We start from the raw sequence: 26650 nt of genomic DNA, 5'->3' as shown, positions 1-26650 counted from the left end.
GAGCTATGGCTTAAAGTTAAAGTGATTTATTAAGAGTAAGATTTTTTTGGTATTACGAAGATGCATCTGCCAATGATTCGGCAGGGAGGGATTCTTGCGTTATTACCGGGTTTCTGCCCGAGATTCGGACAAAAGGAAAAAGGTGGAGAGTCGATCTGTAAGCCGGGTTCTGTCTTGAACAGTCATTCGTCTACGATGGCCATCACTGGACATCTTTAGCAACCTACCCGGTCCCAGCGCGGGCCACGCCTTGGGACCCTATTTGGTCTTGCTCCAAGTGGGGTTTACCTAGCCACGAACTGTTGCCAGACGTGCGGTGCGCTCTTACCGCACCTTTTCACCCTTACCGGCACCGAAGTGCTTAGGCGGTTATTTTCTGTGGCACTTTCCGTAGGCTCACGCCTCCCAGGCATTACCTGGCACTTCGCCCTATGGAGCCCGGACTTTCCTCCCCCCCCTAATTTTCATAGAGGGCAGCGACTGTCCAATCGACTCTCCGCCGCGCAGGTTAACGGCACGGCGGCTTGAGGACAAGTATTAAAGTGCAGCATTGCCATCACGTTCAGACGGAATACAGGATTAGCTGCGGAACTATTCGGTTTTCTGTTTATCCAGCGCAACTTGATACAACAGGTTCTTGCGCACCCCGGTAATTTCCGCTGCCAGGGCTGCCGCGCGCTTGAGTGGCATTTCCTTGAGCAACAAATCGAGGATGCGCGTCGCCTCACTGCCCACGGCGTCGTCCGCTTCCGGCGCAGTCCAACCTGCCACCAACACCACGCACTCGCCGCGCTGCTGGTTACTGTCACCCTCGACAAAGGCGCGCAGCTCTTCAAGCGGCAGCCCCTTGAGGGTTTCGAAGGTCTTGGTCAGCTCACGGGCAAGCAGCGCCAGGCGCTCGCCGCCGAACACCAGCTCCATGTCCTGCAGGCATTCGAGAATCCGATGAGGGGCTTCGTAGAAGATCAGGGTGCGCGGCTCTTCCTTCAAGGCCTGAAGACGCGCACGCCGCCCCACCGCCTTGGCGGGCAGGAAACCCTCGAAAATAAAGCGGTCCGACGGCAATCCTGCCGCGGATAATGCAGCGATCAGCGCGCACGCTCCCGGAACAGGCACTACATTGATACCAGCGGCCCGCGCCTGGCGGACCAAGTGATAGCCCGGGTCGGAAATCAGCGGTGTGCCCGCATCGGAGATCAGTGCCACATCGTCGCCGGCCAGCAAACGCACGATAAAACGGCTGCCTTCCTCCCGCTCGTTGTGCTCGTGGCAGGCGGCCAATGGCGTGCTGATACCAAAATGCTGCATCAAGCGCTGGGAGTGCCGCGTGTCTTCGGCCGCGATCAATTTAACCTCGCGCAACACTTTCAGCGCCCGGGCACTGATGTCGTCCAGGTTGCCAATGGGCGTCGCCACGACAAAAAGCGAGCCTGCAGTGGAATTCAAAGGACCTGGAGCAGTCAAAACGCACACCTCGATGGTTGGCAAAAGCCATATTGTAGCGCGTAGGCGCTTTGAAAAAATGCCATCAAGGCCGATGCCTTTTCAGCCGTCGACGCCCGACAGCAACATTTGCACCACCTAAATCGACGGTTTCACGCCAGTAACATCGCGCCTGGGCCAGTGCTTGGGTACAATTCCACGCTAATTTGATCGGTATCAGGAACACTTACATGATCGCTTGCCTGCGGCTGCTCTCCGCCCTCTGCCTCGCTGCCTTGCTGGCCGCTTGCGCCAGCTCGCCCTCGTCCAGCCTTGGCGACCTTCCACGGACCCCGGACGCCAGTATCGAGCAACTGCTCGAACAGGCCACTACCGCCAAGACGCCAGAAAAGGCCGCATTACTGCGCCTGAGTGCGGCTGACATGGCCTATAAGCAGAACAATCCTGGCCGCTCGGCGCAGATCCTTGCGCAGGTGCCACTGGACGTCCTCAAGCCAGCGGCGCAAGTCTTTGCCAGCACCCTGGCCGCTGAGCTGGCGATGGCTCGCAACCAGCCCAAGGCGGCGTTGACCGCCCTGAACCATCCAAGCCTGCAAAGCCTGAAGGACCTGCCGGCCGAACAGCAGATCCGCACCGGCAGCGTGCATGCCCGCGCTTATGAAGCCGATGGCCAGACGTTGGCCGCCGCCCGCGAACGCGTGGCCATGGCCCCGCTGCTGACCGGCGACGCCGCCCGCAGCAACCATGAAGCCATCTGGACGTTGATCGCCGCACTGCCGGCCGAACAGCTGCAAGCCAGCGGCAACCCGGTGCTCGATGGCTGGATCACCCTGGCCCAGTCGGTCAAGGGCGCCGGTACGTTGGAACAGCAGCAAGCAGCCATCGACACCTGGCGCGCGCAGAACCCGGGTCACCCGGCGGCCGTGCAGCTGCCGACGCCGCTGACCAAGCTCAAGGAGCTGGCCAGCCAGCCCTTGAACAAGATCGCCCTGCTGCTGCCACAGGACGGCCCGCTGGCCGGTGTCGGCAAGGCGTTGCGTGAAGGTTTCATGGCCGCGCACTACCAGGCTGAACAAGCCGGGCAGAAGCCGCCTGTCATCGAGTTCTATGACAGCTCGCGCCTCACTTCCCTCGACGACTTCTACGCCAAGGCCCAAGCTGCCGGCGTGCAACTGGTGGTCGGCCCGCTGGAGAAACCACTGGTCAAACAGCTGAGCGCACGCCCGCAATTGCCGATCACTACCCTGGCGCTGAACTACAGCGAGACCGATCAGAGCCCGGCGCAGCTGTTCCAGTTCGGCCTCGCGGCTGAAGACGAAGCTCGCGAAGTGTCGCGCCGCGCCCGCGCCGACGGCCTGCATCGCGCTGCCGCCATGGTGCCGCGTGGCGAATGGGGCGAGCGTGTCTACAAGGCCTTCCGCCAGGATTGGGAAGCCAACGGCGGCACCGTCGTCGGTGTCGAGTATGTCGACCAGCCTGTCGCCCTCGCCCAGCAAATTGCCGACTTGTTCCAGCTGCGTAAAAGCGAAGGCCGCGCCAAGAGCCTGCAAAGCACAGTGGGCACCGACGTAGCGGCACAGCCGTCGCGTCGCCAGGACATCGAGTTCATCTTCCTGGCTGTGACCCCGCAACTGGCCCAGCAGATCAAGCCGACCCTGAACTTCCAATATGCCGGTGACGTGCCGGTGTACGCGACCTCCCACGTGTTCAGCGCCAGCGGTGACAAGAACCAGTACCTGGACATGACCAACGTGATGTTCTGCGAAACCCCTTGGCTGCTGAACACCACCGACCCACTGCGCAACCAGGTTGCCGCGCAATGGCCACAAGCCAATGGCAGCCTCGGCCGCCTGTATGCGATGGGTGTCGATGCCTACCGCCTGGCGCCGCGCCTGGGTCAGCTCAAGGCGCTCCCGGATACCCGCGTTGACGGCCTTTCGGGCAGCCTGGGCATCAACGCCAACCAGCGCGTTGACCGCCAGATGCCGTGGGCCAAGTTCGTCGGTGGCGATATCCAACGCCTGCCGGACACCCCGCGCTGATGCCCGAGCGGTCCCGCGCGCAAAGCGGCAAGGATGCCGAACTTCAAGCTCTGAAACATCTGCAACAACAGGGTCTGCGCCTTCTGGCGCAGAACTGGTTATGTAAACGCGGCGAGCTTGATCTGGTCATGCTTGACGGCGATACAGTAGTATTCGTCGAAGTCCGCTACAGAAAACACGCACAATGGGGTGGCGCGCTCGCCAGTATTGACGGGCGCAAGCGTCAGAAGCTGATACTCGCCGCGCAGTTTTTCCTGCAGAAAGAGCATCGCTGGGCCGATTCCCCCTGCCGTTTCGATGTGGTTGCCATAGAAAGCACACCGTCGGGTTCTGCTGATCTGAGATGGCTCAAGAGTGCCTTCGACAGCTGATTCACCGGACATCTTCACCACACACTTTTGCTCTTTGCTTTGCGGGCTGCACATTCCTGTGCCAAACAGCCGCGCTACTTAAGGTCACACAGATGGACATGCAATCCCGAATTCGCCAGCTTTTCCAGGCCAGCATCGACACCAAGCAACAGGCGATGGAAGTACTTGCACCGCACATCGAGCAAGCCAGTCAGGTCATGGTCAACGCCTTGCTCAACGAGGGCAAAATGCTTTCGTGCGGCAATGGCGGTTCAGCCGGCGATGCCCAGCATTTCTCGTCCGAACTGCTCAACCGCTTCGAGCGTGAACGCCCGAGCCTGCCGGCCATCGCCCTGACGACCGACTCGTCGACGATTACTTCGATCGCCAACGACTACAGCTACAACGAAATCTTCTCCAAGCAGATCCGCGCCCTGGGCCAACCGGGCGATGTGCTGCTGGCGATTTCCACCAGCGGCAACTCGGCGAATATTATTCAAGCGATCCAGGCCGCACATGATCGCGAAATGATTGTCGTAGCATTGACCGGACGCGATGGCGGCGGCATGGCCTCGCTGTTGCTGCCTGAAGACGTGGAAATTCGCGTCCCGGCCAATGTCACCGCACGTATTCAGGAAGTCCACCTGCTGGCGATCCACTGCCTGTGCGATCTGATCGACAGCCAACTGTTCGGGAGTGAAGAATGACCGTTAAACGTCTCAGCCTATTGGCTATTGCGCTGTGCCTCGGCATCAGCGGTTGCAGCACGGCCATCACCGCGACACGAGACACCCCCATTCAGGATGACAAGGGTACCCGCACCTTCGGCAGCAAGATTGATGACTCGCTGATCGAAACCAAGGTCGAAGTGAACGTCGCCAAGGCCGCCACGGACCTGGGCAACGGCGCCTCGCGCATCGTCGTCACCAGCTTCAACGGTGTGGTGCTGCTCGCTGGCCAGACCCCGCGCGCCGACCTCAAGGCCCAGGCCGAACAAGCGGCGTCGGCCGTGCAGCGGGTCAAGAAGGTCCACAACGAATTGCAGGTCATGGAACCGATCACCCTGCTGGCCATCAGCAATGACGCCCTGCTGACCACCAAGATCAAGGCGCAGATGCTCACCGACAATGCGATCCCCGGTTCGCGCATCAAGGTCGTCACCGACAACGGTATCGTCTACCTGATGGGCCTGCTGACCCAGGCCGAAGCCACTCGCGCAGCCAACCTGGTGCAAGGCGTGTCCGGCGTGCAAAAAATCGTGAAGGTGTTCGAGTACATCGACTGATGTAACCGACAGCCACAAAAAAGGGCGCCGTGCATTGACTGCACGGCGCCCTTTTTATTGGCGAAAGTTTACTGGTACTGCGAGTACGGGTTGCCCTGGAACTGGTTGTTCTGCTGCGGCGCTTGTTGCTGGGCACCTGGCTGACCGTATTGCTGGCCAGGGATCGGGCCGAGGTTCACTTCGACGCGACGGTTCTGGGCACGACCGTTGACGTCAGCGTTGCTGGCAATCGGGTTATCCGGGCCGGCACCGCGGGCACTCAGGTTGGTCGGGCTGACGCCTTGCGAGGTCAGGTAGTTGGCCACGCTCTGCGCACGACGCTGGGACAGATCCATGTTCAGTTGGCGGCTGCCAGTGCTGTCGGTGTAGCCGACGATCTGAATGGTGTTCTGGTTGAACTGCTTGAGCGAGTTGGCCAGGTTATTCAGCGGCTGGTAAAAGCTGCTGGAGATCGCATCCGAGTTGGTGGCGAAGGTGATGTTGCCCGGCATGATCAGCTTGATCTGGTCACCCTGGCGCTGAACTTCAACCCCGGTGTTGGCCATGCTCTCGCGCAGTTTCTTTTCCTGCTGGTCGGCGTAGTAGCCGTAGCCTGCAGCGCCGATACCAGCGATGGCGCCACCGATCAGTGCGCCCTTGCCACGGTTGTTATGGTCGATGGCCGCACCTGCCAATGCGCCTGCCAGGGCGCCCAGGCCACCGTACTTGGCGGTCTTGCTGATACCGCCGGATTCATTACTCGCCTGTCCCTGGCTGCTGCCGTCATAAGGATTAGGTGAAGCGCAGCCGGATAACAGGGCTACGACAGTAGCGACAACAAGCAGACGACGCGAAGTGAACATGAGGGGAGCTCCTACTTTTGCATTCTGTGGTGCAAAGGACATTGGCAATGGACCTGTGCCGAGTTTGGAACACGACAGACGGTAAAAATTCCGCGACCACGTGCGGGCCTGTAACAAAACATTGGCCACCATCGCCGCTACAGAAACCGTAGCAGACGGTTCCTGAATGCGACCTGTGTTTTTTGCTACAACGTTTGCCCGCTAAAGGTCAGCCCTGCCCTTGGGATTAGTCCTTCACGCCCTTACAAACGGGTTCTCGCGCATCTCATCCCCCAGGCGCGTATCCGGTCCATGCCCCGTCACCACCGTCGCACCTTCGTCGAGTGTGTAGAGCCGCTGCTTGATCGAACGCACGATCGTCGCCTGGTCACCGCCCCACAAGTCCGTGCGGCCGACTCCGCGCCGAAACAGCGTGTCGCCGGCAATCAGCAGCTTGGCCTCCGCAAACCAGAAACTCATCGACCCCGGCGTGTGTCCCGGCGTATGCAGTGCCACACCGCAACCGCAGGCCAGCTCTTCGTCATCGGCCAGCCAGCGGTCCGGCGCGGGCACCGGGGTGTAGGGCACACCAAACATCTGGCATTGCATTTCCAGGTTGTCCCAGAGGAATTGGTCCTCCTTGTGCAGATGCAGGGTGGCGCCGGTTTTCTCTTTCAACTGGCCCGATGCCAGGAAGTGATCGAGATGAGCGTGAGTGTGGATGATGCTCACCACTTTCAGGCCCAGCGCATCGAGACGTGCCAGGATCAATTCGTGATTGCCGCCCGGGTCGACCACGATGGCCTTTTTAGTGACGGGATCGCCGATGATGGTGCAGTTGCACTGCAACGGGCCGACGGGAAAGGTTTCGCGGATGAGTGTCGGCTTGGGGGTGTTCATGGCGGGCCTCTGGTGCAAGTGCAAGGTGATGTTCTGATTGCACTATTAAAACAGAATGGCGCGGCGGCGCAGCCGAACGCGAGCAAGCTCGCTCGCCACAGAACGCTTGCTCCCCCTGACAGGCTCGGTCGGCAGGAAGCTGGATTCTTTACCCAATCAGCCTCAATTCCTGCGCCCGCGCCACCGCCTGGGTGCGCCGCTCTACCCCAAGCTTGCTGTTGATATGGCTCGCGTGGGTCTTGACCGTGTGCAGGGAGATGAACAATCGGTTGCTGATTTCCTGGTTCGAACAGCCCTGGGCGATCAATTGCAGGACCGCCAGCTCGCGGGCGCTCAAGGTTTCGTGGTTGGGTGACGCCTCGACCACAATGACCGCCGGCAACCGGGCCAGGAGGCTCTGATTGAGCAAACCGTGGGGATCCTTTCCGAGTTGCTCGCGCATCCAGTCCGGGTGGTTTTCCAGCAGCCGCTGGAACGGTTGCAGCGCGCCGCCCGCGCCCGCCTCCAGCGCCTGTGCCACTATCGGTCGAGCCTTGGCCTCGTCGCCGTTCTCGAGCAACAACTGCGCCTGTTGGGTCAGGGCCATCAGCGCAATCATCTGGCGCCCGCTGTTGTGGGCCTGTTGCGCCAGCGCTTCAAGCCGTTGCAGCGCCGCCTCGGGCTGATGGCGAGTGGCATCCAGTGCAGCCTGTTGCAGCCCGATATGTTGCGGCAAATGGGGATGAAACTCCGGCGCCGCGGCGGCGTGTTCACCGTTGTAGGTTTGCCCCAGGCGCGTCAGCCATGCGTCAGCCAGGTCGGTGCGGCCCTGGGCCAGCCAGAGTTCGCATTTGATCAGGGTAATCATCGCCAGGTAGTAGATCGGCGGCACGTCCCAGATGTGCATCAGGCGCTCGGCTTCGGCGAGTTCGGCGAAGGCCTTGGGGAAATCCGCGCGGCGCCCTTCGAAACTGGCGATCACACAATGTCCGATCAGCACACTGATGTCGCGGCACGCACGGGCCTCGGCGAGACCGGCACGCAGGCGAGCCAGGCCGGCCTCGGGCTCGAACCGCACCAGCAACAGATAACCTTCATAGAGCGATAACCGCGCGCGCACCGCATAAAGCCGCTGTGGAGCCAGCCCGTGCAGGCGCTGCAGGCCTTGGCGAACTTCATCCAAAGACCGCAGGATTTCACCGCGCGCCTGCAGTACCCGCGCGCGGTCGTAATGCGCCAGCGCCTCGAACAGCGGGTTGCCGACGCGCTGCGCCAGCTCCAGCGACTCGCGATTCAAGCCGCGCGCGCGCCACAGGTCGGCGTCGACGATGGCCAGGTTCGAAAGGGTCGACAGGCACATCAGCCGTTGGCCATAACGGCGTTGCGGCAGGCTTTCCAAGGCTTCGCTGCAATAACGCTGGGTCAGCTCGCGATCGCCCCGCCCACGCGCGATGATCCCGCTCAGCGCCAGCCATTGGGCCAGCATCGATTTCTGCGCGGTTGCCGACGGTGCCGGCAGGAAACGACTGAGGTAGCTCGACAACTCTTCCGCCGCGTCCAACTGGCAGGCCAGGCCCAAGGCCCAGCTGTAGAGCACGATCAAGCGCGGCGTACTGATCAACAGGCTGTCGGGCAAGTCCATTTTCCAGCGCAGCAGCATGCCGACATTCTGCTCGGCCAACAGCTGCTCCTCGGACAGGTTCTGCACCAGGTTGGCGGCCACGTCCAGATGCCCGGCGCGCAGCGCCTGCTCCACCGCCTCGTCGATCAAGCCCTGGGCGTTGAACCAACGGCAGGCACGCAGGTGCAGGCTGGCGGCAGGCAACACATTGCTGCTGGCACGGCGAGTGCGCAGCAGGTCGGAGAACAGATGGTGATACCGGAACCAATGGCCCTGCTCATCCAGCGGCACCAGGAACACCTGGTGGGATTGCAGGTACCGCAGGATTTCAGCGCTGTCGTGGGCTTCGCGCACCGCGTCGCACAGCTCGCTGCAAAAGCGCTCCTGGGGGGCGGTGTCGAACAGGAACGCCTGCACGTCGGCCGGCAGGCAGTCGATCACCTCCTCCAACAGGTAATCGCGAATCAGCCCTTCACCGCCATGCAGGCTTTGCGGCAAGGCGCCTTCACTGCCGGCTTCGGACGCAGCCAGCAACCAGAAACGCAGGCCGGCAACCCAGCCCTCGCTGCGGCGGATCAGGTTGTCGAGGGCCTCGCCGCGCAATGAACTGCTGTGGTGGTCCAGCACGGCCAGGGATTCGGCATGGGTCAGGCGCAAGTCCTGTTCATGCAACTCGAGCAAGTGCCGCGACAGGCGCAGGCGCGCCAAATGCCAATCCGGCCGCTGGCGACTGGTGACCAGCACCACCAGCCCATCAGGCAAATGATTGAGGAAAAATTGCAGGCAGCGGTCGAGCACCGGGCCCTGGGCCAGATGGTAGTCATCCAGCACCAGCAACAGCGGTGCACGGCTGGACAGGTGTACGGTCAGTTCATCGAGCAGGCCATCGAGCCACTCTTCAAAGGCGAAAGGCTGGTGACGCTGGCGCATCTTCAGCAGGCCCAGGGATTGGCCGCCAAGTTGCGGGAAGAATTGCTGCAAGCCATCGAGCAGGCGCTCGAGGAAACGCCCGGGGTCATTGTCGCGCGGGCTCAGGCCCAACCACAGGCTTTGCCAATGAGCAGGCAAGCCCTGGCAGAACTCCACCGCCAACGAACTCTTGCCGAACCCCGCCGGCGCGCTGACCAAGAGCAGGCGACCTTCCAGCCCAGCAGCCAGGCGTTCGCACAAACGCGGTCGCAGCACGTAGCCGTCAGGCAGCGGTGGCCTGTAGAAACGACCTTCCAGGGTCGGGATTACCGCGCTGGCAGGCCCTTGGATTCGGGACAGATCAGTCATCGCCGGGCTCTTGTAGAAGGCTGTTGTCGGCATTGCAGATGTCCGCAGACTAGCGGTAAAAGCGGCAGGTTTGTAGATCTTTGCAACAAATGACTGAAAAGAACTGCGACAAAAAATCTCACCACAAAAAGCAGGAGCTGGCTTGCCGGCGATGCAGGCGCCTCGGTCTGTCAGTTGCACCGAGGGGATGCTATCGCTGGCAAGCCAGCTCCTACACGGGGCCGGCTTACCTATCGAGGGATTGCGGGCTTAGCGAACACCATCCTGGCGCAGGGCTGCGGGGGTGAAGTCGCTGGTGGTGGCGGTGAAACCGAAGTCATAGGCCTGCTTCTCTTCGTTCTTCATGCCCAGGGCCAGGTAGCGGCCGGACTGCAGGTCGTAGAGGGTTTCCAGGGCGTACCACGGCACTTGCTTGTCGTAGTAGTTCTCGGCATGCGCTTCGGCGACGCGCCACAGTTGGCCACGACCGTCGTAGTGATCGATGACCGCGGCTTGCCAGGTGTCTTCGTCGATGAAGAAGTCACGCTTGGCATAGATGTGGCGCTGGCCTTCCTTCAGGGTCGCAACCACGTGCCACACGCGGCGCAGCTCGTAGCGTGCCAGGTCCTGGTTGATGTGGCCGGCCTTGATGATGTCGGCGTACTTGAGCTTCGGATCGTCGATCTTGTAGCTGTTGGAGGCGATGTAGATTTCCTTCTTGCCTTCCAGTTTCCAGTCGTAGCGATCCGGCGCACCGTTGTACATGTCGAGGTTGTCGGAGGTACGCAGGCCGTCGGCGGCGGTACCCGGGCCGTCATAGGACACTTGCGGCGCCCGGCGCACACGGCGCTGGCCAGCGTTGTAGACCCACGCCGAGCGCGGCTCCTTCACCTGGTCCAGGGTCTCGTGCACCAGCAGTACACCACCGGCCAGACGTGCCGGCGCGGTCACTTGCTGCTTGAAGTAGAACAACACGTTGCCCGGATTCTTCGGATCGAAATCCTTCATCTTGTCGCGGAATACGAACTGGTCTTTGAAGTACACCAGGCTGAACGAGCCGTTGGTTTGCGGCGTGGCCTGGGTCACCAGGCGGGTCACGCTGCCGCCGCGATAGCGGGTGATGTGGTTCCAGATGACTTCCACGCCGCTTTTCGGGATTGGGAACGGAATCGCGGTTTCGAAGTTTTCCAGGCCGTTGCCGCCGGACACCAGGTTGGTGGTGGTGGCGTTCTTCTTGATGGCGGCGAACACATCAGCCGGCACGGTGGCGCCGCGATGAGTCGGGTAGACCGGCATCTTGAAGGTGTCCGGATAACGCTTGAACATCGCGTATTGGCCCGGCGCCAGCTTGTCTTTGTATTGCTCGACGTTCGCCGCGGTGATGGTGAACTGCGGCTGTTCGCTGGCGTAAGGGTTGGCCAGGAAACCACGCGCGTCGACAGCGCCGGCGTTGGTCGGCAATGGCGTCCATTTCGGAATGGTGCCTGCCGCGTTACCGGCCATCTCGGCCCCCATCGGCGTCAGGGTCGTACCCAGCTTGGCCGCTTCATCCGCCGAGACCGCCGCCATGACGTTGCTCGCCAGGATCGACAGCCCAAGCACACCCACGTGCAACAGACTTTTAGTTATTTTCATGTTCTGGTTCTTCCTGAAAATACAGTGTGCTTAGAAGTTCACGCCGAGGCTGAGCGCAACAAAATCGCGGTCATTCACCGTAGTGAAATCGCCACCGAAGAAGTTGGTGTAGTTGAGGCTGGCGGTGTAGGTGTTCTGGTATTCGGCGTCCAGGCCAAGGCTCACGGCTTTGCGGCCTTCTTCAAAGTTGGCGCCCGGTCCAGGAGAGTAGCCCTTGACGTCATGGGACCATGCCACGTTCGGTTTGAGGTTCACACCCGCGAAGACATCCGGGTATTCCCAGATAGCCCGACCGCGATAGCCCCACGAAGTGGCTGTGGTGAAACCATCATTGTTGCAGTTGGTGTTCAGCCCGTTGGCATTACCCAGGCCGGCGCCTTGGGCAGTCGAGAGGTTCAATGCCGCACAGGCATTGTTAGGCAATGAACCCGGACCGAAGACAGGGTCGCGACCGTAACGTACGTCTGACTTGCTCTCCAGCCCGCCTACATGGGTAACGCCAACTTCACCTACCAGCGTCAAGCGGCTGGCACCCATGACTTGGTCGAAGAAGTGAGTAAACGTTGTTTGGAACTGGCTGATCTCTTTGCGGCGATAGCCATGCAAGTCCTGCCCCGGGCTGCCGTTGAGCAACGAAGCATTGCCCAGTACCGGCCCACCAATAGGTTTAACGCCGGCGAACAGGATGTCCGTAGAGTTCAACTGTACGGGCGCGTTAGGGCGGTAGCTCAACTCACCACTCCAGGCAGTACCTGTAGGAAGCGTGGTAGAGAAGCTCAAGCCATACAGACGGATATCTTCCGGGTACTCGATGAAGTAGTTGGAATTACCCGCGACAACCAAGGGCCGCAATTGTGGCGGCAGCCCAGGTGTAGGGCCGGTATAGGCCGATTGCGGTGCGCCCTGGGCACTGAAAATCGGCGCACGGCTGTGATAATTCATAAAGTAGGCGCCGAACTCTGTGTCCAGCGGCTCGAAGTTGTAATGGAACGCGACCCCGAACTGTCCGCTGTCACGGGCATCGCGGTCTGGACCGCGACGAACCAGCACGCCCTCGTTGTTGACGTCCACACCTGCAGCTGCCAACCCTGGGTTGAGTGCTGCCGGCAACGTACGACGGCTGTTCAGCACGCGCAGGTTGTCCTTGCAGCCATCGGAAACGATGTCCGGCTGCGAGAAAAACGTACCGCAGTTGTCGGTAACCGTCTGGTCCCACTCCAACTGATAGAACGCCTCCGCCGAAAGGTTATCGGTCAGTGTCTGCGACACATAGAACATGTTGACCGGAATCAAACCTTCCTTGACCTCAGCCCCCGGACGACGGAATGCAGACACATCGATCGGGTTGATGGAGTTGATGCCGCCACCGATAAAAGTACTTTCGCCCCAGCTCACTACCTGCTTACCGAACCGCACGCTGCCAGGTTGATCGGCAATCGCGTAGTTGTGGTAGATGAACGCGTCGAGAATCTGTCCACCCGAGGATTTCGCACCCTCTTTACGGTTGTTGTCGCTGATGTCCTTGAACTCGCGGCTTTCATCCTTGAGTTCGAAGTCATACCAGTACTTGCCACGCACAAATACGCCGGTATCGCCGTATTTCAGCTCCAGATCATGGATACCCTTGAAAATTTTCGAGAACGTCTCACCACGCTTGAAGTTCAAGTGGCCGTCATCGGATGTCTGGGACAGACCATTGCCGCCATTGTTGGCACCAATGAGATCCTGGTTGGGCTTGGCTGTCGACCAACTGGCCCCCACGGAAAGAGACGAGTCAAAACTCCCTTCGATTTCACCGATATTGAAACTGACGCCGAATGCGGGCCCGGCGAGCGTAGAGGCGAGACTGACGGCCAGGGGCAACTTCGCCCGGCGCCAGAACTGGTTTACTGAGGTCATCGACGCTACTCCATGTGCATTATTGTTATGGCAGTGAGTTCTTTCTGTGATGCGTGTAACGGCCGGAATACAACGATTCCAATGCCGCTCGGCAACCGGGCCCCCATGGCCCGAAGCGGAACATCCGTGAAAAACTCTGGAAGGGACTATAGCCAGCAGGGGGTAGCGCTTGATCCCTCTAAAGTGTGATTTGCATCACCAACCCGTCTGCCACAACCCTTTCGCCATGTCGGCGAGGGCCGACGCGGCAAGGATGGCTGAAAATTGGCAAATCACAAGTGAAGGCGCGAGATAGAGCATTGCCGTGCCTTTTGGGCACGGCCAAGCGGCTCAGAGGGTGGACAGGAACGTACTGTTGTTCGCCTGCCATTCAATGATGTCGATGCGGATACGTTTTTTGTCGAGTTTGCCGACACTGGTCTTGGGAATTTCCGTAACAACGGCGATCTGGTTCGGAATCGCCCACTTGCTCAAATGGCCCAGTTCCACGAACGGCTTGAGGTGTTCCTTGAGTTCACGGGCCCCTATCACATGGCCATCACGCACCACCAGCAATGCAAACGGGCGCTCGCCCCACTGCGGGTCGGCGATGCCCACCACCGCTACTTCGCGTACCGCCGGGTGCCGGCTGACCAGGTCTTCGAGGGCCAGGGAAGAGATCCACTCGCCCCCAGTCTTGATCACGTCCTTGATGCGGTCGCGGATATCGATCACGCCGAAGGCATCCAGCGTGGCCACGTCGCCCGTGTGCATCCAGCCACCCGCCCACAGCTCGGCGCCCTTTTGCGGCTCGTTGAAATAGCCCTCGGAGAGCCACGGCGCGCGCAGCACCAACTCGCCCTGGGACTCGCCATCGGCCGGCAGGAAATTCCCGTCGCCGTCGATTATCGCCGCCTCCACCAACGGCCCGGGTACGCCGGCCTTGATGCGATACGTGGTGCGCTCGTCCTCGGTGCCCGCCATCAGCTCTTCGTTGAGGTGGGCGCAGGACACCAGCGGGCCGGTCTCGGACATGCCGTACGCGGCGGTCAGTTGAATCCCGCGTGCCTTGGACGCTTCATACAGCGAACGGTTGAGGGCGCTGCCGCCGATGACGATTTTCCAGCCAGCAAAATCCACGCCCTGGGCAGCCTTGGCGTTGAGCAGCATCTGCAGGATGGTCGGCACGCAGTGGGAGAAAGTGACCTTTTCCTTGCGCCACAACTCCACCAGGTATTCGGGGTCGTAGCGGCCGGGATAGACCTGTTTCAGGCCGAGCATGGTCGCCACGTACGGCAAGCCCCAGGCATGCACGTGGAACATCGGCGTGATCGGCATGTACACGTCGTTGGTGCCGAGCAGGCGCACGCTGTCGACGCTGCCCATGATGGTCGCCACGCCAATCGTGTGCAGCACCAACTGGCGATGGGTGAAGTACACGCCTTTAGGGTTACCGGTGGTACCGGTGGTGTAGAAGGTAGTGGCGACGGAATTTTCGTCGAAATCCTGGAAATCGTACTTCGGGCTGGCGGCCGCCAGCAGGGTTTCGTACTCGCCGACCAGGTGGGGCAACTCGGCGGTTTTAGCGTCGCCGTCGGTGAGCAGCAAGGTTTTGTCGACGGTAGTGAGCTGCGAGGCGATAGCCTGGTAGAGCCCCACGAACTCGCTGTTGACCAGCACGAAGCGGTCCTCGGCGTGGTTCATGGTGTAGAGAATCTGTTCCGGCGACAGCCGCACGTTGATGGTGTGGATCACCGCGCCGATCATCGGGATGGCGAACATGCATTCCAGGTAACGGTGGCTGTCCCAGTCCATCACCGCCACGGTGTCACCGGCCTTGACCCCGGCCTCGGTCAATACGTTGGCCAGGCGGGCAACCCGTTCGGTCAGGGTCGGGTAGGTGTAGCGCAGTTTGTCGCGGTAGACGATCTCCCGGGTCTTCTCGTATCGGGTACCGGACATCAACAGGCGCTTGATCAACAGCGGGTACTGGTAAGCGCCTTCGGCGGGCGGGATAACACGGGTCTGCAACATAAGAATCCCTTTAATGACTGCACGGTCTTGGCTTGTAGGCCTGCACTTTAGAGACCTTATGTTTCAGCCAAATCAGCCAAAGGAATGATTTGCAGACCCCAATGAATGCTAGCTTTGCGCCAGCATTCAGCTTATTTCATGCTGGTGAATGCCAGCTTCACCCCAATCGCAATCAACACCGCGCCCATGGTCCGATCGAACCAGTGCCCCATCCGCGCAAAACCTGCGCGCACGCGCTGCTGGCTGAACAGCATGGCCACCAGGCAGAACCACAGCGCCGTCGCTACCGCCAGGTACACGCCGTAACCGGCCTGGATCGCCAGCGGCGTGTGCGGGTTGATGACGACGGTGAACAGCGAGAGGAAGAACAGCGTGGCCTTGGGGTTCAAGCCATTGGTCACGAAACCTGCGGTAAACGCGCCGCGCGGGGTGCGCTCACCGGCTTCACGGTGCAACTCGCCCTCGGCGGCAGGCTTGGCCGGCTGCGCGCGCAGGGCCTTGAAACCGATGTACAACAGGTAGGCCGCCGCCGCCCACTTGAGCGCGTTGAACAGCACGATGGACTGGGACACGATCAAACCGATACCGAGCAGCGAATACCCCACGTGCAGGAAAATCGCCGAGCCCACCCCCAGCGCGGTCCAGGTGCCGGCGCGACGGCCGTGGGTAACACTTTCGCGCACCACCACGGCGAAATCCGGGCCAGGGCTGGCCACCGCCAACAAGTGAATCAAGGCCACGGTCAAAAACTCGGCGACGTACATACTCACTCCATTAAGTAACTGATTATTTCATCTGATAGGCTCGGCAGATTACGCCTTCGAACTCAGTCGCAAAAGGTACAGTTGATGACGAACAATCGCCGCGCCGTCTTCCTTGATCACCCGTCCCTGGACCTAGGGGACCTTGACCTCAGTGAGTTGCGCAACACCTTCAGCGAGTTGCAGTTGTTCACCGACACCACGCCCCAGAACGTGGTCGAGCGCCTGCAGGGCGCCGACGTGGTGATCAGCAACAAAATCGCGCTGAGCACCGAAACCCTGGCGGCGTGCCCGCAACTCAAGCTGATCCTGGTGTCGGCCACCGGCACCAACAACGTCGACCTCGAGGCCGCCCGCGCGCATGGCATCACCGTGAGTAACTGCCAGGGCTACGGCACGCCGTCGGTGGCACAACACACGATCATGTTGCTGCTCAATCTGGCGACGCGCTTGAAGGACTATCAGCGAGACGTGGCCGCCGGCAAATGGCAGCAAGCCAAGCAGTTCTGCCTGCTGGACTACCCGATTGTCGAGCTGGAAGGCAAAACCCTCGGCCTGCTGGGCCATGGCGAGCTGGGCAGCGCGGTCGCACGCCTGGCCGAAGCCTTTGGCATGCGCGTGCTGCTCGGCGCGATCCCGGGCCGCCCTGCCCGCGCCGACCGCGTGCCGCTGGATGAATTACTGGCGCAGGTCGACGCGCTGACCCTGCACTGCCCGCTCAACGAGCACACCCGCGACTTTATCGGCGCACGCGAACTGGCGCTGCTCAAGCCCGGCGCGTTCATCGTCAACACCGCGCGCGGTGGCTTGATCAACGAGCAGGCCCTGGCAGACGCGTTGCGCAGCGGTCACCTGGGTGGCGCGGCGACCGACGTATTGAGCGTGGAACCGCCGGTCAACGGCAACCCGCTGCTGGCCGGTGATATCCCTCGTCTGATTGTCACCCCGCACAATGCCTGGGGCAGTCGCGAGGCGCGCCAGCGCATCGTCGGGCAACTGACGGAAAACGCCCGGGGCTTTTTCAGCGGCGCCCCGCTGCGCGTTGTGAGTTGATAAACTGCGCCCCTTTTAAAGGAGCAGACCATGGATCCGCGCAGTGAAGTACTGCTTCGTCAGGCCGAACTTTTTCAAGGCAACCTGCTGCTGGTAGGTTTGCCTGCCGACGACCTGCTGGGTCGCCTGCCCAACGCCCACGGCTGGAGCTGGCATGCCGGCGACCAGGCAGCGCTCGACGCGCGTTTCCCCGCGCGCAGCCAGTTCGGCGTGACGGTGCCCGAGCGTACGTTTGATGCGGCGGTGATCTTCCTGCCCAAGTCCAAGGACCTCACCGACTACCTGCTCAACGCCGTGGCCGCGCGACTGCCCGGCGCCGAGCTGTTTCTGGTCGGCGAGAAAAAAGGCGGCATCGAAAGCGCCGCCAAACAGCTGATCCCCTTTGGCAAACCGCGCAAGCTCGACAACGCGCGCCATTGCCAGCTGTGGCAGGTTACGGTGGCCAACGCGCCGCAGGCGGTCGACCTGCAAAGCCTCGCGCAGGTCTTCGACGTCCCGCTGGCCGAAGGGCCGCTCAAGGTCGTGAGCCTGCCCGGCGTGTTCAGCCACGGTCGCCTGGACCGCGGTACCGAGCTGTTGCTGGAGCATTTGGATAAGTTGCCGAGCGGCCATTTGCTCGACTTCGGTTGCGGCGCCGGCGTGCTCGGGGCTGCGGTAAAACGTCGCTACCCGCACAACACCGTGACGATGCTGGATGTGGATGCCTTTGCCGCCGCCAGCAGCCGTCTGACCCTGGCTGCCAATGGCCTGGAAGCCGAGGTGTTGACCGGTGACGGCATCGATGCCGCGCCGATGGGTTTGAACGCGATCCTGAGCAATCCGCCGTTCCATGTCGGCGTGCATACCGATTATTTCGCGACTGAGAACCTGCTGCGAAAAGCTGCCAAACATCTGGCAAAAGGCGGCGAACTGCGCTTGGTCGCGAATAGCTTCCTGAAGTACCAGCCGCTGATCGAGGAGCATCTGGGCGTGTGTGCGATCAAGGCCGAAGGCAATGGTTTTCGCATTTATCGTGCCAAGCGCGGCTAATGGCAATTTGAAAAAGAAGGCTTGCCGAATGGGTTTTGCCTAGGCAGAATCCGCTCCGTCCTAGGGGAGTAGTCTCCCACGAGCGCCACGCTCGTCCGGCATACGTCAACATACTTGGTCAACAGGCCATGGCGTATGCGACCCAGGAGTCCGCACAGACGGACCGGGGTTTGACAAGACCTATGACACGCACACCTTACCCGGGGCGGGAAGGCTGTACGTGTCATAGCCGTGTCGACCCGCCCCTGGAAACTTACCTGATGCTGGATTCACTACTCGTTCCTACCGCAATCGTTGCCTTGGCCGAAATCGGCGACAAGACGCAACTGCTCGCGCTCATTCTCGCCGCTCGCTTTCGCAAGCCCTGGCCGATCATCGCCGGCATCGTCGCCGCGACCCTGGCCAACCATGCGGCCGCCGGTGCCGTGGGGGCCTGGTTTGGCAGTTTCTTCTCGGATGCAGTGTTGCACTGGATACTCGCGGCGAGCTTCTGCGCCACGGCGTTGTGGACCCTGGTACCGGACAAACTCGACGATGACGAAGCCAGCACCACGCGCAAGTTCGGGCCATTCCTGACCACGCTGATCGCGTTTTTCCTCGCAGAAATCGGTGACAAGACGCAGATCGCCACGGTGATGCTGGCGGCGCAATACCCGGAGCTGTGGCTGGTGATTATCGGCACCACGCTGGGCATGTTGATTGCCAACGTACCGGTGGTTCTGGCGGGGAATTTTGCTGCAGAGAAACTGCCGCTGACCTTGATCCGCCGACTGGCCGCCACGGCGTTTTTCATCCTGGCGATCGTGGCGGTGTACAAGGCCATGCAAAGCAGCGGCTGGATCTAGCACACCACCTGCAGGAGTCCGGCTTGACGGCGATTGCGATCCTCAGGACGCCATCGCCGGCAGGCCGAGCCCCTACAAGGGCTCAGTGTTTAATCAAGATTTCTTGGCTTGCTGGTACAGCGGCATCACCTTCGGAATTGCCGCCTGCAACGAGGCGATTCGGCTGTCGGACGCCGGGTGAGTACTCATGAACTCCGGTGGCGCGCCTTCGGAAGCCTTGGCCATTTTGTTCCACAGCGTGATGGCGGCGTTCGGGTTGTAGCCAGCACGCGCCGCCAGCTCCAGGCCGATCAGGTCCGCTTCGTTTTCATTGCTGCGGCTGTTGGGCAAGGTCATGCCGTAGTTGGCCACCGTGTCCGCGAGTGCCAGGCTGTCCTGGCCCAGGCCGAACAACGCGCCGGCGCCCTGCTTCGCCATCTCGATCCCGTAGGCCTTGGACATGGCTTCGCGGCCATGTTCACGCAAGGCGTGGGCGATTTCATGACCCATCACCGCGGCCAGTTCGTCATCGGTGAGCTTGAGGTTATCGATCAACGCGCTGTACACGAAAATCTTGCCGCCAGGCCCGCAGTTGGCGTTCATCTCATCACTTTTGATCAGGTTCACTTCCCACTTCCACTGCGCCGCATCGGGGCGGAACGTGGGCGCCTGGGCGATCAAGCGGTTGGCGATCGCCTGCACGCGCTTGGCGTTGGCGCTGGTCTTGTCCACCAGGCCTTTGCCACTGGCTTCGCCCAGGGTCTGCTGGTAGGACTGGGCATACATCTGGTCGACTTCCTGGCTCGACAGCATGCTGAACATGTATTGCTTGCGCTCTACCCCAACGGCGCCGCCGCTGGTGGTATTGACCGACTGGCACCCGGCCAGCAACACCGCTGCCGCCAACACACTTACCGCCAATGATTTCTTCATAAACGCTCTCCCTGAAAACATGGCGCGTATCGTAGGCGCTCGTGTGTATCGACGCCAGATACAACAGACGTTTAACCACTCATTTTCGGATACATCCCACACGCCCTTACTGCGGCGGCGCCGCGGATCCATCCGTTCAAGGTTGAGCTTTCGGCGGTCTCGAGGGCCCTGTCGCAGGCAAGCCAGCGCTCACATCGGAGTGTACTCACAGTTCCAAATGTGGGAGCTGGCTTGCCTGCGATGAGGCCCGCACCTACACCCCATAAACCCCAGACTCAGGCCGGGGTCAGGCACTCCGGCCCGTTGAGCTTGGGATCATTGACCATATTGGCCAGGACCCGCTCGCGCAACGCGACGGGCTCACTGGCCAGCAGGCCTTGCAGCACATGCAGTGGGGTCTCCGGATCCAGCCAGGCGGCCTGCCCGGCAGCGTCCAGGATCAATGGTCGTCGCTGACTCTGCGCGGCTTGCGTCACTACCGCCGTGCTCAGCCACACCTGCTCCTGCACCGGGTAGGCCTCCCAGATCGCGGCAAAAAACAACGTGGAGCCCTCCCCCGGCGTCAGCCAATAGGGGCGTTTGCGCTGGGTACCGCGCCATTCGTAGAAACCATTGGCGGGCAGCAGGCAACGGCGCTGGCGAAACGCTTCGCGAAACATCGGTTGTTCGGCCAGGGTTTCAGCGCGGGCATGAGCCGGCGTGCGGGACAGGTCCGTCAGCCACGGCGGCGTCAGGCCCCAGCGGGCGCGAGCCAGGGTGCGCTGGCCTTCGCTCTGGCGCTGGATCAGCACCGAATCGTTCGGAGAGATGTTCCACTGGGCCTGCTGGTCCGCCGGAAAGCCCGGCAAGGCAGCAAAGGTGGGGTTCCAGCGAAACAGGGCATAACGTCCACACATGGGGCAACACGACTCTTGGGTAAACCGACCGACAGCCTAACAGACCAGCACGTCGGGGAAGCTGTCGGGTTCATCGCCGGGCAGCGGTTGCGCGCCGATGTAGGCGGTAATCAGCTCGCGGGCGTAGGCGGCCTGATCGTTGTCCACCTCCAGCCCCAGCAGGCCGAAGATCGGCAGCTCGCCGGTGCCGCCGAGCAAATGGCGGCCCACCAGATGCGCTTCGATACCCTCGCTGGCGAGCATCTGTTGCAGCAGCTCGCCTTCCATCAGGTTTTCCGGTTCGTAGATTCGCTGCATGGGCGCCCCCGCTATTCATTTTCGCTACGGGTTTCAAGCATCCATTCTTCATCATGGACCTGAAGAACGAAGGTAATTGGCCGGCAGCACACCTGGCAGTCTTCTATATAGGTCTGATCGCCACCCGATAAATCCACCGTTGTATCGACCACTTCACCACAATAAGGACAATCGTACGTCGCGGTTTCCAGCATCGCAGCCTCCAAGGTGACTTGTGCGTATAATCGCCGGTCTATTTACAGGGTTATCGTTCGGCCGAGCCCATTACTCCGGCCGCCCCCTGGTATTTCCTGTACTTACCCTAGCCGTTTCTAACAAGAGAGCATGATGGGCGAATTCGATACCATCCGACCTTACAACGACAGCGAAGTCCCGGCAGTGCTGGCCCGACTGTTCAGTGACAAGGCCTTTCTGGACATCCTGACCCACTTCCGCTTCCCGCGCTTTGCCGGCGCCCTGGGCTGGCTGCTCAAGCCGATGATCGCCCGCAAATTGCGCCGTGAGTTTGCCGGCGTCACTACCGTGGCCACGCTGCAGGACAAAGTCGAGTACTACGTCGATCACACCATCGACCGGGCGACCGACGGCGTGACCTATACCGGCGTCGAGCAGCTCAAGTCCGGCATCGCCTACCTGTTCCTGGCCAACCACCGCGATATCGTGATGGACCCGGCTTTCGTCAACTACGCCGTGTACCACGCCGGCCTGCCGACGCCGCGCATCGCCATCGGCGACAACCTGCTGCAAAAGCCGTTTGTCAGCGACCTGATGCGCTTGAACAAGAGTTTTATCGTGCACCGCTCGATCACCGGGCGAAAGGAGAAGATGGCGGCGTATAACCTGCTGTCGGCCTACATCAACCATTCGATCCGCAACGACTGCCAGTCCATCTGGATCGCCCAGGCCGAAGGCCGCGCCAAGGATGGGGATGATCGCACCGAGTCGGCGATCCTCAAGATGTTCCACGTCAGCCGCAAGGACGAGCCGTTTGCCGAGGTCATCCAGTCGCTGAACCTGACGCCGGTGTCCATCAGCTACGAGTACGACCCATGCGACGCGGCCAAGGCCCGCGAGCTGTATATCCGCGCCACCACCGGCACCTACACCAAGGCGCCGGGCGAAGATGACGTGAGCATTGCCTTGGGTATCACCGGCTACAAGGGCCGGGTGCACATCAACTTCGCGCCACCGATCACCGAGCGCTTCGAAGACACCAAGCTGCTGGCGGTAGAAATGGACCGGCAGATTCTCGGCGGTTACCGGCTGTTCCCGGTGCACTACCTGGCGTATCAGCAATGGAGTGACGCCGACCCGCAATTGCAGGTGCCGACGGCGGCCGAGGTGTTCCCGGCGGACGAACTGGCCAAGGCCAAGGCTGAATGGGAGCGGCGCCTGAACGAATGCCCGGCCGAGCACCGGCCGTTCCTGGTGGTGCAATATGCAACACCGGTGCGCAATCAATATCGGGTCAAGGCGGGAATTCCACTGTAACCGCTGTACGAACCCGCTTGTGTAGAAGCGGGCTTGTATAGGAGCCGTGCATGCCCGCGATGCAGACACCTCGGTGTATCAGTCGCACTGAGGTGATGCTATCGCAGGCAAGCCAGCTCCCACGCAAGCTCGCTCCCACATTTGTTCAGCGGTTTTTCAGAGGTGGGTGCTCAGCCACGAGATGGCCAGTGCCAACCCCAGGCAGGCGAACCCGACGCGGTAAGCCAGTCGATGCGCCCGTTCGGTGCGCACATCCAGAAACAACATCGGTTGGTCGATCGCGCGGTCTTCGCTTTGCGCGGCCAGGTCGGCCATCGCGCGCTGTTCGCGCAGGCGGGTAAAAAACAGCAGGGCCGCCCCAGGGCAGGCCACCAATAAAGCCACAGCGTTGATCAATAGTGCGGGCAGCGCCATCGCAAACCTCAGGAATACAGTGTCTTGGTATCAATTCAGATACAAACCTAAACGATAGTGGCCTCCAGCGCCCGAAAATGCTCCCTCCCCCATGAACGGCTAATGTATCCAGTAATTTACAGCGTCACCTGAACGTCACCTTAACAGGCCACTCTGTTGCCCTTCGAACGTTCGGGAGCTTGTCATGCTGCACGCGCAAAACCAGGATCGGTTGTATCTGATCGCCCCCAGCGATGAGCAAGAGGCGCTGATCGGCGGCCTGGCGTTCAACGTCCAGGACCGCCATTGGCTGGTGTATTGCGCCCTGGGCGGGCATCAGCATGCGGACCTGCCGGAGGCCGATGGGTTGACGGGGGTGAGCCTGCTGGATTTCTGTATCGACACCGCCGCATGAAACTGAAGGCGAAAAAAAGCCGGGCTCATCGCTGAGCCCGGCTTTTTTAGTAAGCGGTTATTGCGAGCTGAGCAATGAACCGATGCTTGGATCCTTGAACAGGCGAGTCAAGGCATCACTCAGCACGTCGCTGACCAGCTTGGTGTTGGTTTCCTGGTTCGGCGCCATGCCGAAACGCTGGTTGAGCGAAGCGCCGTAGCGGCCGCTGTAGCGACGCGTGCCGGCAGTGACGTCGGACTTGAACGTCGCGCCAATCGAGGCTTCAGTCACGTACAGGCCTTCCTTGGGCGACTGGTACTTCAGCTCGGCCAGGGTAATGGTCAGCTGAGGCGCGCCCGGCGAGTTGGCCGGGGTGAAACCCAGCAAACGCACGGCAGCTTCGGCCTGGGCCTGCAGCTTGGGCAACACGTCCTGACCGTTCACCGACACCAGGGCGGTTTCAGGGTACAGGCCACCACGGGAACCCAGGGTTGGCGACGGACGACCATCCACGACCCGCACCGACACCGGCTGGCCATGGCCCACCGGGGCCAGTTGCGTGGTGATTTTCGGCTCAGGGCTCAGTTGTTGCGGGCTGTTGGCGCAGCCAACCAGGGTCAAGCTGGTCACAGTGATCAAACCGAACAACAGGCGTTGCAACATGCTCTTCTCTCCAGAAATCAGGTACCGACAGGCCGGCAGTATAGCGGGGCGCCACTGCGCGGAACTAGCGCCAGTTACAACCTGTGACCTGTAGCCGAGATCGCGGTTCGTTGTAACCCAGATGTCACAGCCGTTACATGGGCTCGTCATCCCACGCGGGCATGCTTGGCCCCAATCTCAGGAGGTTGATCGCCATGCATTTTCTCTGGTCTCTGTTTACCCGCAAACCCGCCCTTCGCCAGTTCGCCCTGCTCGATGTGCAAGGTCGCTGCCAGGCCTTTAAAGAGTGCCACCAGCCTCCGGTCGGCGAAGGCTGGGTAGAAATCGAAGAGATTCGCCTGAGCTGGATGCACCACCCATTGCCGGCCAGCGCACGCGTCAGCCCACGCCCCGCGCGGTCGCCCCGCCACCAGCCGTTGGCCGCCTGACCGAAGTCCTAATAAAAGTCATAAAACACGCCCATTTCCTTGGCGTTCTTCGCTACAATCTCCCCCCGATTATAAGGACGTCTCCTGATCGGGCCTCGCAGCATCGTTATTGCCTCGGCAGTAACCTCAAGAATCGCCCACAGAGAGCCGCCCACACAGATCGAGTGAAGCTGGCGCGCTTGCTGTTTTCTTTGCAAACCACCCCTCTTTACCGAATCTGCCAGAGCTGCCATTGCGCTCGGCCACTTGAGTTGTTTGCCCGTCTTGCCGCGTCTCGGCAAAGGTTGTGCGGGCCAGGTGCCAGGCTGGGGCAGCCCTTTTTTGAGGTTCACGTCTTCAAAAGAGCGTGAAAAAAACGGGTTTTCACAACTTCACAAGAGTGTGGCGAGCAAATGAATAGTTTGGCGTTTGTACAAGCACCATCAGCGTCTGGAACAGCCCAACCACACAGGACCGAGTACTCCTCAACAACCGGAGCTTGAGCCTGTCCGTTACGGATTGGTTGCACGAATCGCACGCTTTGACCATAAGTCGAATTGCCACAGGCGCCCATGAATGCGTTCATAGGCAGATTAGCCGGCAGGAAGCGTGCGCTGAAATTGCAAAGAATTGCGAATCGGACATGGCGATCCTGGCCATGGGTAACCTGGGGCAACACGTGAACCGCCCCGTCACTCCTGGCAGCCATGCCGTCAATTTGGTGCTGCAGATTTTGGAGACGCGTTAAATGGCGCATAACGAAGCAGTCGACGTAGTACTGGTAGGGGCCGGCATCATGAGTGCCACCCTGGCCGTATTGCTCAAAGAGCTCGACCCCGGCCTCAAGCTGGAAGTCGTTGAGCTGATGGATTCGGGTGCCGCGGAGAGTTCCAACCCGTGGAACAACGCCGGTACCGGCCACGCCGGCCTGTGTGAGCTGAATTACACGCCGCAGGCCGCCGATGGCTCCATCGACATCAAGAAAGCCGTGCACATCAACACCCAGTTCGAGGTCTCGAAGCAGTTCTGGGCGTACCTGACCAAAAAGGGCACCTTTGGCTCGTCCAAGTCCTTTATCAGCCCAGTCCCGCACCTGAGCTTCGTGCAGGGCGAAAAAGGCGTGTCGTTCCTCAAGAAACGCTTTGAATCCCTCAGCCAGCACCACGCGTTCTCGGACATGCACTACACCGAAGACCGCAACGAGATGGCCGAGTGGATGCCGTTGATGATGCCGGGCCGCCCGCTCGATGAAAAAATCGCTGCCACCCGCGTGATGAACGGCACCGACGTCAACTTCGGCGCCCTGACCAACCAGCTGCTCAGCCACCTCACCAGTTCGCCGGATGCCCAGGTCAAGTACAGCAAGCGCGTGACCGGCCTCAAGCGCAACGGCGCCGGCTGGACCGTGAGCATCAAGGACGTCAACAGCGGCAACAGCCGCGAGGTGGACGCCAAGTTCGTGTTCCTCGGCGCCGGTGGTGCGGCCCTGCCGTTGCTGCAAGCCTCGGGCATCGAAGAAAGCAAAGGTTTTGGCGGTTTCCCGGTCAGTGGCCAGTGGCTGCGTTGCGACAACCCGGAAGTGGTCAAGCACCACCAGGCCAAGGTCTATAGCCAGGCCGCCGTGGGTTCGCCGCCGATGTCCGTGCCGCACCTGGACACCCGCGTGGTCGATGGCAAGAAGTCCCTGCTGTTCGGGCCATACGCCGGGTTCACCACCAAGTTCCTCAAGCACGGCTCGTTCCTCGACCTGCCTCTGTCGATCCGTGCCGGCAACATCGGCCCGATGCTCGCCGTGGCCCGCGACAACATGGACCTGACCAAGTACCTGGTCAGCGAAGTGCGCCAGTCCATGGAGCAGCGCCTGGAATCCCTGCGCCGCTTCTACCCTGAAGCGAAAGCCGAGGACTGGCGCCTGGAAGTGGCCGGCCAACGGGTGCAGATCATCAAGAAAGACCCGAAAAAAGGCGGCGTGCTGCAATTTGGCACCGAGCTGGTGGCGGCCAAGGACGGTTCCCTGGCGGCACTGCTGGGCGCCTCCCCTGGCGCTTCGGTGACCGTGTCGATCATGCTGGAACTGATCGAGCGCTGCTTCCCACAGAAGGCTGCAGGCGAGTGGGCAACCAAGCTGCACGAGATCTTCCCGGCTCGCGAAAAGGTCCTGGAGACCGATGCCGAGCTGTATCGCAAGATCAACGCGCAGAACAACATCAGCCTGGAACTCGTTGAGCAAAGCAACGAAGCCGAAAGCTACGCTTAAGGCCGTG

Annotated in this window: 25 protein-coding genes, 1 other RNA gene and 1 riboswitch; of the genes, 11 read left to right on the top strand and 15 right to left on the bottom strand. The window is 61.0% G+C overall.

Annotation, left to right across the window (positions count from 1 at the left end):
• Window positions 1-142 precede the first annotated feature (142 nt).
• An RNA gene (rnpB, locus tag BBG20_RS05110) (RNase P RNA component class A) lies at window positions 143-496 on the bottom strand.
• A 95-nt stretch (window positions 497-591) separates the two neighbouring features.
• On the bottom strand, window positions 592-1464 hold the full coding sequence (gene rsmI, locus BBG20_RS05105) for a 16S rRNA (cytidine(1402)-2'-O)-methyltransferase (protein WP_065900806.1): 873 nt from the start codon (window positions 1462-1464) through the stop codon (window positions 592-594).
• A gap of 209 nt (window positions 1465-1673) precedes the next feature.
• On the opposite strand from rsmI, the gene BBG20_RS05100 reads away from it, so the two are divergent.
• The 4 genes from BBG20_RS05100 to BBG20_RS05085 all read left to right on the top strand — a co-directional run bounded on the left by BBG20_RS05100 (window position 1674) and on the right by BBG20_RS05085 (window position 5120).
• Complete coding sequence (locus tag BBG20_RS05100) at window positions 1674-3485, top strand: penicillin-binding protein activator (RefSeq protein ID WP_065900804.1); 1812 nt, start codon at window positions 1674-1676, stop codon at window positions 3483-3485.
• Window positions 3485-3856, top strand: a complete 372-nt coding sequence (locus BBG20_RS05095; protein WP_065900802.1) for a YraN family protein — start codon at window positions 3485-3487, stop codon at window positions 3854-3856. The genes BBG20_RS05100 and BBG20_RS05095 overlap by 1 nt, the downstream gene beginning before the upstream one ends.
• A gap of 92 nt (window positions 3857-3948) precedes the next feature.
• Entirely contained in the window at window positions 3949-4542 is a 594-nt protein-coding gene (locus tag BBG20_RS05090; RefSeq protein ID WP_007972584.1) for a phosphoheptose isomerase, read from the top strand.
• Window positions 4539-5120, top strand: coding sequence for a BON domain-containing protein (locus tag BBG20_RS05085; RefSeq protein ID WP_065900799.1), 582 nt, complete (start codon window positions 4539-4541; stop codon window positions 5118-5120). Before BBG20_RS05090 ends, BBG20_RS05085 begins: the two co-directional genes overlap by 4 nt.
• Window positions 5121-5188: 68 nt before the next feature.
• Here the strand turns inward: BBG20_RS05085 and BBG20_RS05080 are convergent, their stop codons facing one another.
• The 7 genes from BBG20_RS05080 to BBG20_RS05050 all read right to left on the bottom strand — a co-directional run bounded on the left by BBG20_RS05080 (window position 5189) and on the right by BBG20_RS05050 (window position 16009).
• Window positions 5189-5962 (bottom strand): OmpA family protein, encoded by a 774-nt coding sequence (locus BBG20_RS05080; protein ID WP_065900796.1) that lies wholly within the window; start codon window positions 5960-5962, stop codon window positions 5189-5191.
• Window positions 5963-6196: 234 nt separating this feature from the next.
• Window positions 6197-6841 (bottom strand): MBL fold metallo-hydrolase, encoded by a 645-nt coding sequence (locus tag BBG20_RS05075; RefSeq protein ID WP_065900793.1) that lies wholly within the window; start codon window positions 6839-6841, stop codon window positions 6197-6199.
• Window positions 6842-6989: 148 nt separating this feature from the next.
• Window positions 6990-9719, bottom strand: coding sequence for a LuxR C-terminal-related transcriptional regulator (locus tag BBG20_RS05070; RefSeq protein ID WP_065900790.1), 2730 nt, complete (start codon window positions 9717-9719; stop codon window positions 6990-6992).
• Between the two features lie 249 nt (window positions 9720-9968).
• Entirely contained in the window at window positions 9969-11333 is a 1365-nt protein-coding gene (locus BBG20_RS05065) for a DUF1329 domain-containing protein (RefSeq protein ID WP_065900787.1), read from the bottom strand.
• A 30-nt stretch (window positions 11334-11363) separates the two neighbouring features.
• On the bottom strand, window positions 11364-13232 hold the full coding sequence (locus tag BBG20_RS05060) for a DUF1302 domain-containing protein (protein ID WP_065900783.1): 1869 nt from the start codon (window positions 13230-13232) through the stop codon (window positions 11364-11366).
• Between the two features lie 330 nt (window positions 13233-13562).
• Window positions 13563-15245, bottom strand: coding sequence for a fatty acid--CoA ligase (locus BBG20_RS05055; protein ID WP_065900780.1), 1683 nt, complete (start codon window positions 15243-15245; stop codon window positions 13563-13565).
• A 131-nt stretch (window positions 15246-15376) separates the two neighbouring features.
• Window positions 15377-16009, bottom strand: coding sequence for a LysE family translocator (locus BBG20_RS05050; protein WP_025855566.1), 633 nt, complete (start codon window positions 16007-16009; stop codon window positions 15377-15379).
• Between the two features lie 84 nt (window positions 16010-16093).
• Between BBG20_RS05050 and BBG20_RS05045 the strand changes: the two genes are divergently transcribed.
• The 3 genes from BBG20_RS05045 (at window position 16094) to BBG20_RS05035 (ending at window position 18933) form a co-directional block, all read left to right on the top strand.
• Complete coding sequence (locus BBG20_RS05045; protein WP_065900777.1) at window positions 16094-17059, top strand: 2-hydroxyacid dehydrogenase; 966 nt, start codon at window positions 16094-16096, stop codon at window positions 17057-17059.
• A gap of 30 nt (window positions 17060-17089) precedes the next feature.
• Window positions 17090-18088, top strand: a complete 999-nt coding sequence (locus tag BBG20_RS05040) for a class I SAM-dependent methyltransferase (protein WP_065900774.1) — start codon at window positions 17090-17092, stop codon at window positions 18086-18088.
• A 50-nt stretch (window positions 18089-18138) separates the two neighbouring features.
• A riboswitch (yybP-ykoY riboswitch) is annotated at window positions 18139-18260 on the top strand.
• A gap of 88 nt (window positions 18261-18348) precedes the next feature.
• Window positions 18349-18933, top strand: coding sequence for a TMEM165/GDT1 family protein (locus BBG20_RS05035; protein ID WP_004372026.1), 585 nt, complete (start codon window positions 18349-18351; stop codon window positions 18931-18933).
• 93 nt (window positions 18934-19026) lie between these two features.
• Here the strand turns inward: BBG20_RS05035 and BBG20_RS05030 are convergent, their stop codons facing one another.
• The 4 genes from BBG20_RS05030 to BBG20_RS31620 form a co-directional block, all read right to left on the bottom strand.
• On the bottom strand, window positions 19027-19845 hold the full coding sequence (locus BBG20_RS05030) for a M48 family metallopeptidase (protein WP_065900771.1): 819 nt from the start codon (window positions 19843-19845) through the stop codon (window positions 19027-19029).
• A 275-nt stretch (window positions 19846-20120) separates the two neighbouring features.
• Window positions 20121-20741 (bottom strand): SOS response-associated peptidase, encoded by a 621-nt coding sequence (locus BBG20_RS05025; RefSeq protein ID WP_065900768.1) that lies wholly within the window; start codon window positions 20739-20741, stop codon window positions 20121-20123.
• A gap of 36 nt (window positions 20742-20777) precedes the next feature.
• Complete coding sequence (locus BBG20_RS05020) at window positions 20778-21038, bottom strand: putative signal transducing protein (protein WP_064450739.1); 261 nt, start codon at window positions 21036-21038, stop codon at window positions 20778-20780.
• A gap of 11 nt (window positions 21039-21049) precedes the next feature.
• On the bottom strand, window positions 21050-21232 hold the full coding sequence (locus tag BBG20_RS31620) for a CPXCG motif-containing cysteine-rich protein (RefSeq protein WP_083221335.1): 183 nt from the start codon (window positions 21230-21232) through the stop codon (window positions 21050-21052).
• A gap of 133 nt (window positions 21233-21365) precedes the next feature.
• Between BBG20_RS31620 and BBG20_RS05015 the strand changes: the two genes are divergently transcribed.
• On the top strand, window positions 21366-22529 hold the full coding sequence (locus tag BBG20_RS05015) for a 1-acyl-sn-glycerol-3-phosphate acyltransferase (protein WP_177343919.1): 1164 nt from the start codon (window positions 21366-21368) through the stop codon (window positions 22527-22529).
• 156 nt (window positions 22530-22685) lie between these two features.
• Here BBG20_RS05015 and BBG20_RS05010 read toward each other — a convergent pair whose 3' ends face one another.
• Window positions 22686-22943, bottom strand: a complete 258-nt coding sequence (locus tag BBG20_RS05010; RefSeq protein WP_065900763.1) for a hypothetical protein — start codon at window positions 22941-22943, stop codon at window positions 22686-22688.
• A gap of 184 nt (window positions 22944-23127) precedes the next feature.
• On the opposite strand from BBG20_RS05010, the gene BBG20_RS05005 reads away from it, so the two are divergent.
• Entirely contained in the window at window positions 23128-23337 is a 210-nt protein-coding gene (locus tag BBG20_RS05005) for a hypothetical protein (protein WP_065900761.1), read from the top strand.
• 57 nt (window positions 23338-23394) lie between these two features.
• Here the strand turns inward: BBG20_RS05005 and BBG20_RS05000 are convergent, their stop codons facing one another.
• Window positions 23395-23979 (bottom strand): YajG family lipoprotein, encoded by a 585-nt coding sequence (locus tag BBG20_RS05000; RefSeq protein WP_065900759.1) that lies wholly within the window; start codon window positions 23977-23979, stop codon window positions 23395-23397.
• Between the two features lie 194 nt (window positions 23980-24173).
• Here BBG20_RS05000 and BBG20_RS04995 point away from each other — a divergent pair, with 194 nt between their 5' ends.
• A complete protein-coding gene (locus BBG20_RS04995) occupies window positions 24174-24407 on the top strand; it encodes a hypothetical protein (RefSeq protein WP_065900757.1) in 234 nt (77 codons plus the stop codon).
• Window positions 24408-25134: 727 nt separating this feature from the next.
• The gene (gene mqo, locus BBG20_RS04985) at window positions 25135-26643 is read left to right on the top strand and encodes a malate dehydrogenase (quinone) (protein WP_065900751.1); all 1509 of its coding nucleotides are present in this window, start codon (window positions 25135-25137) and stop codon (window positions 26641-26643) included.
• The last annotated feature ends 7 nt before the right edge of the window (window positions 26644-26650 follow it).

Origin of the sequence: Pseudomonas aylmerensis (assembly GCF_001702265.1) — a bacterium.
GTDB classification, from domain to species: domain Bacteria; phylum Pseudomonadota; class Gammaproteobacteria; order Pseudomonadales; family Pseudomonadaceae; genus Aquipseudomonas; species Aquipseudomonas aylmerensis.
The sequence above is the reverse complement of the archived record's forward strand: the minus strand, read 5'-3'. Positions and strand labels throughout refer to the sequence as shown.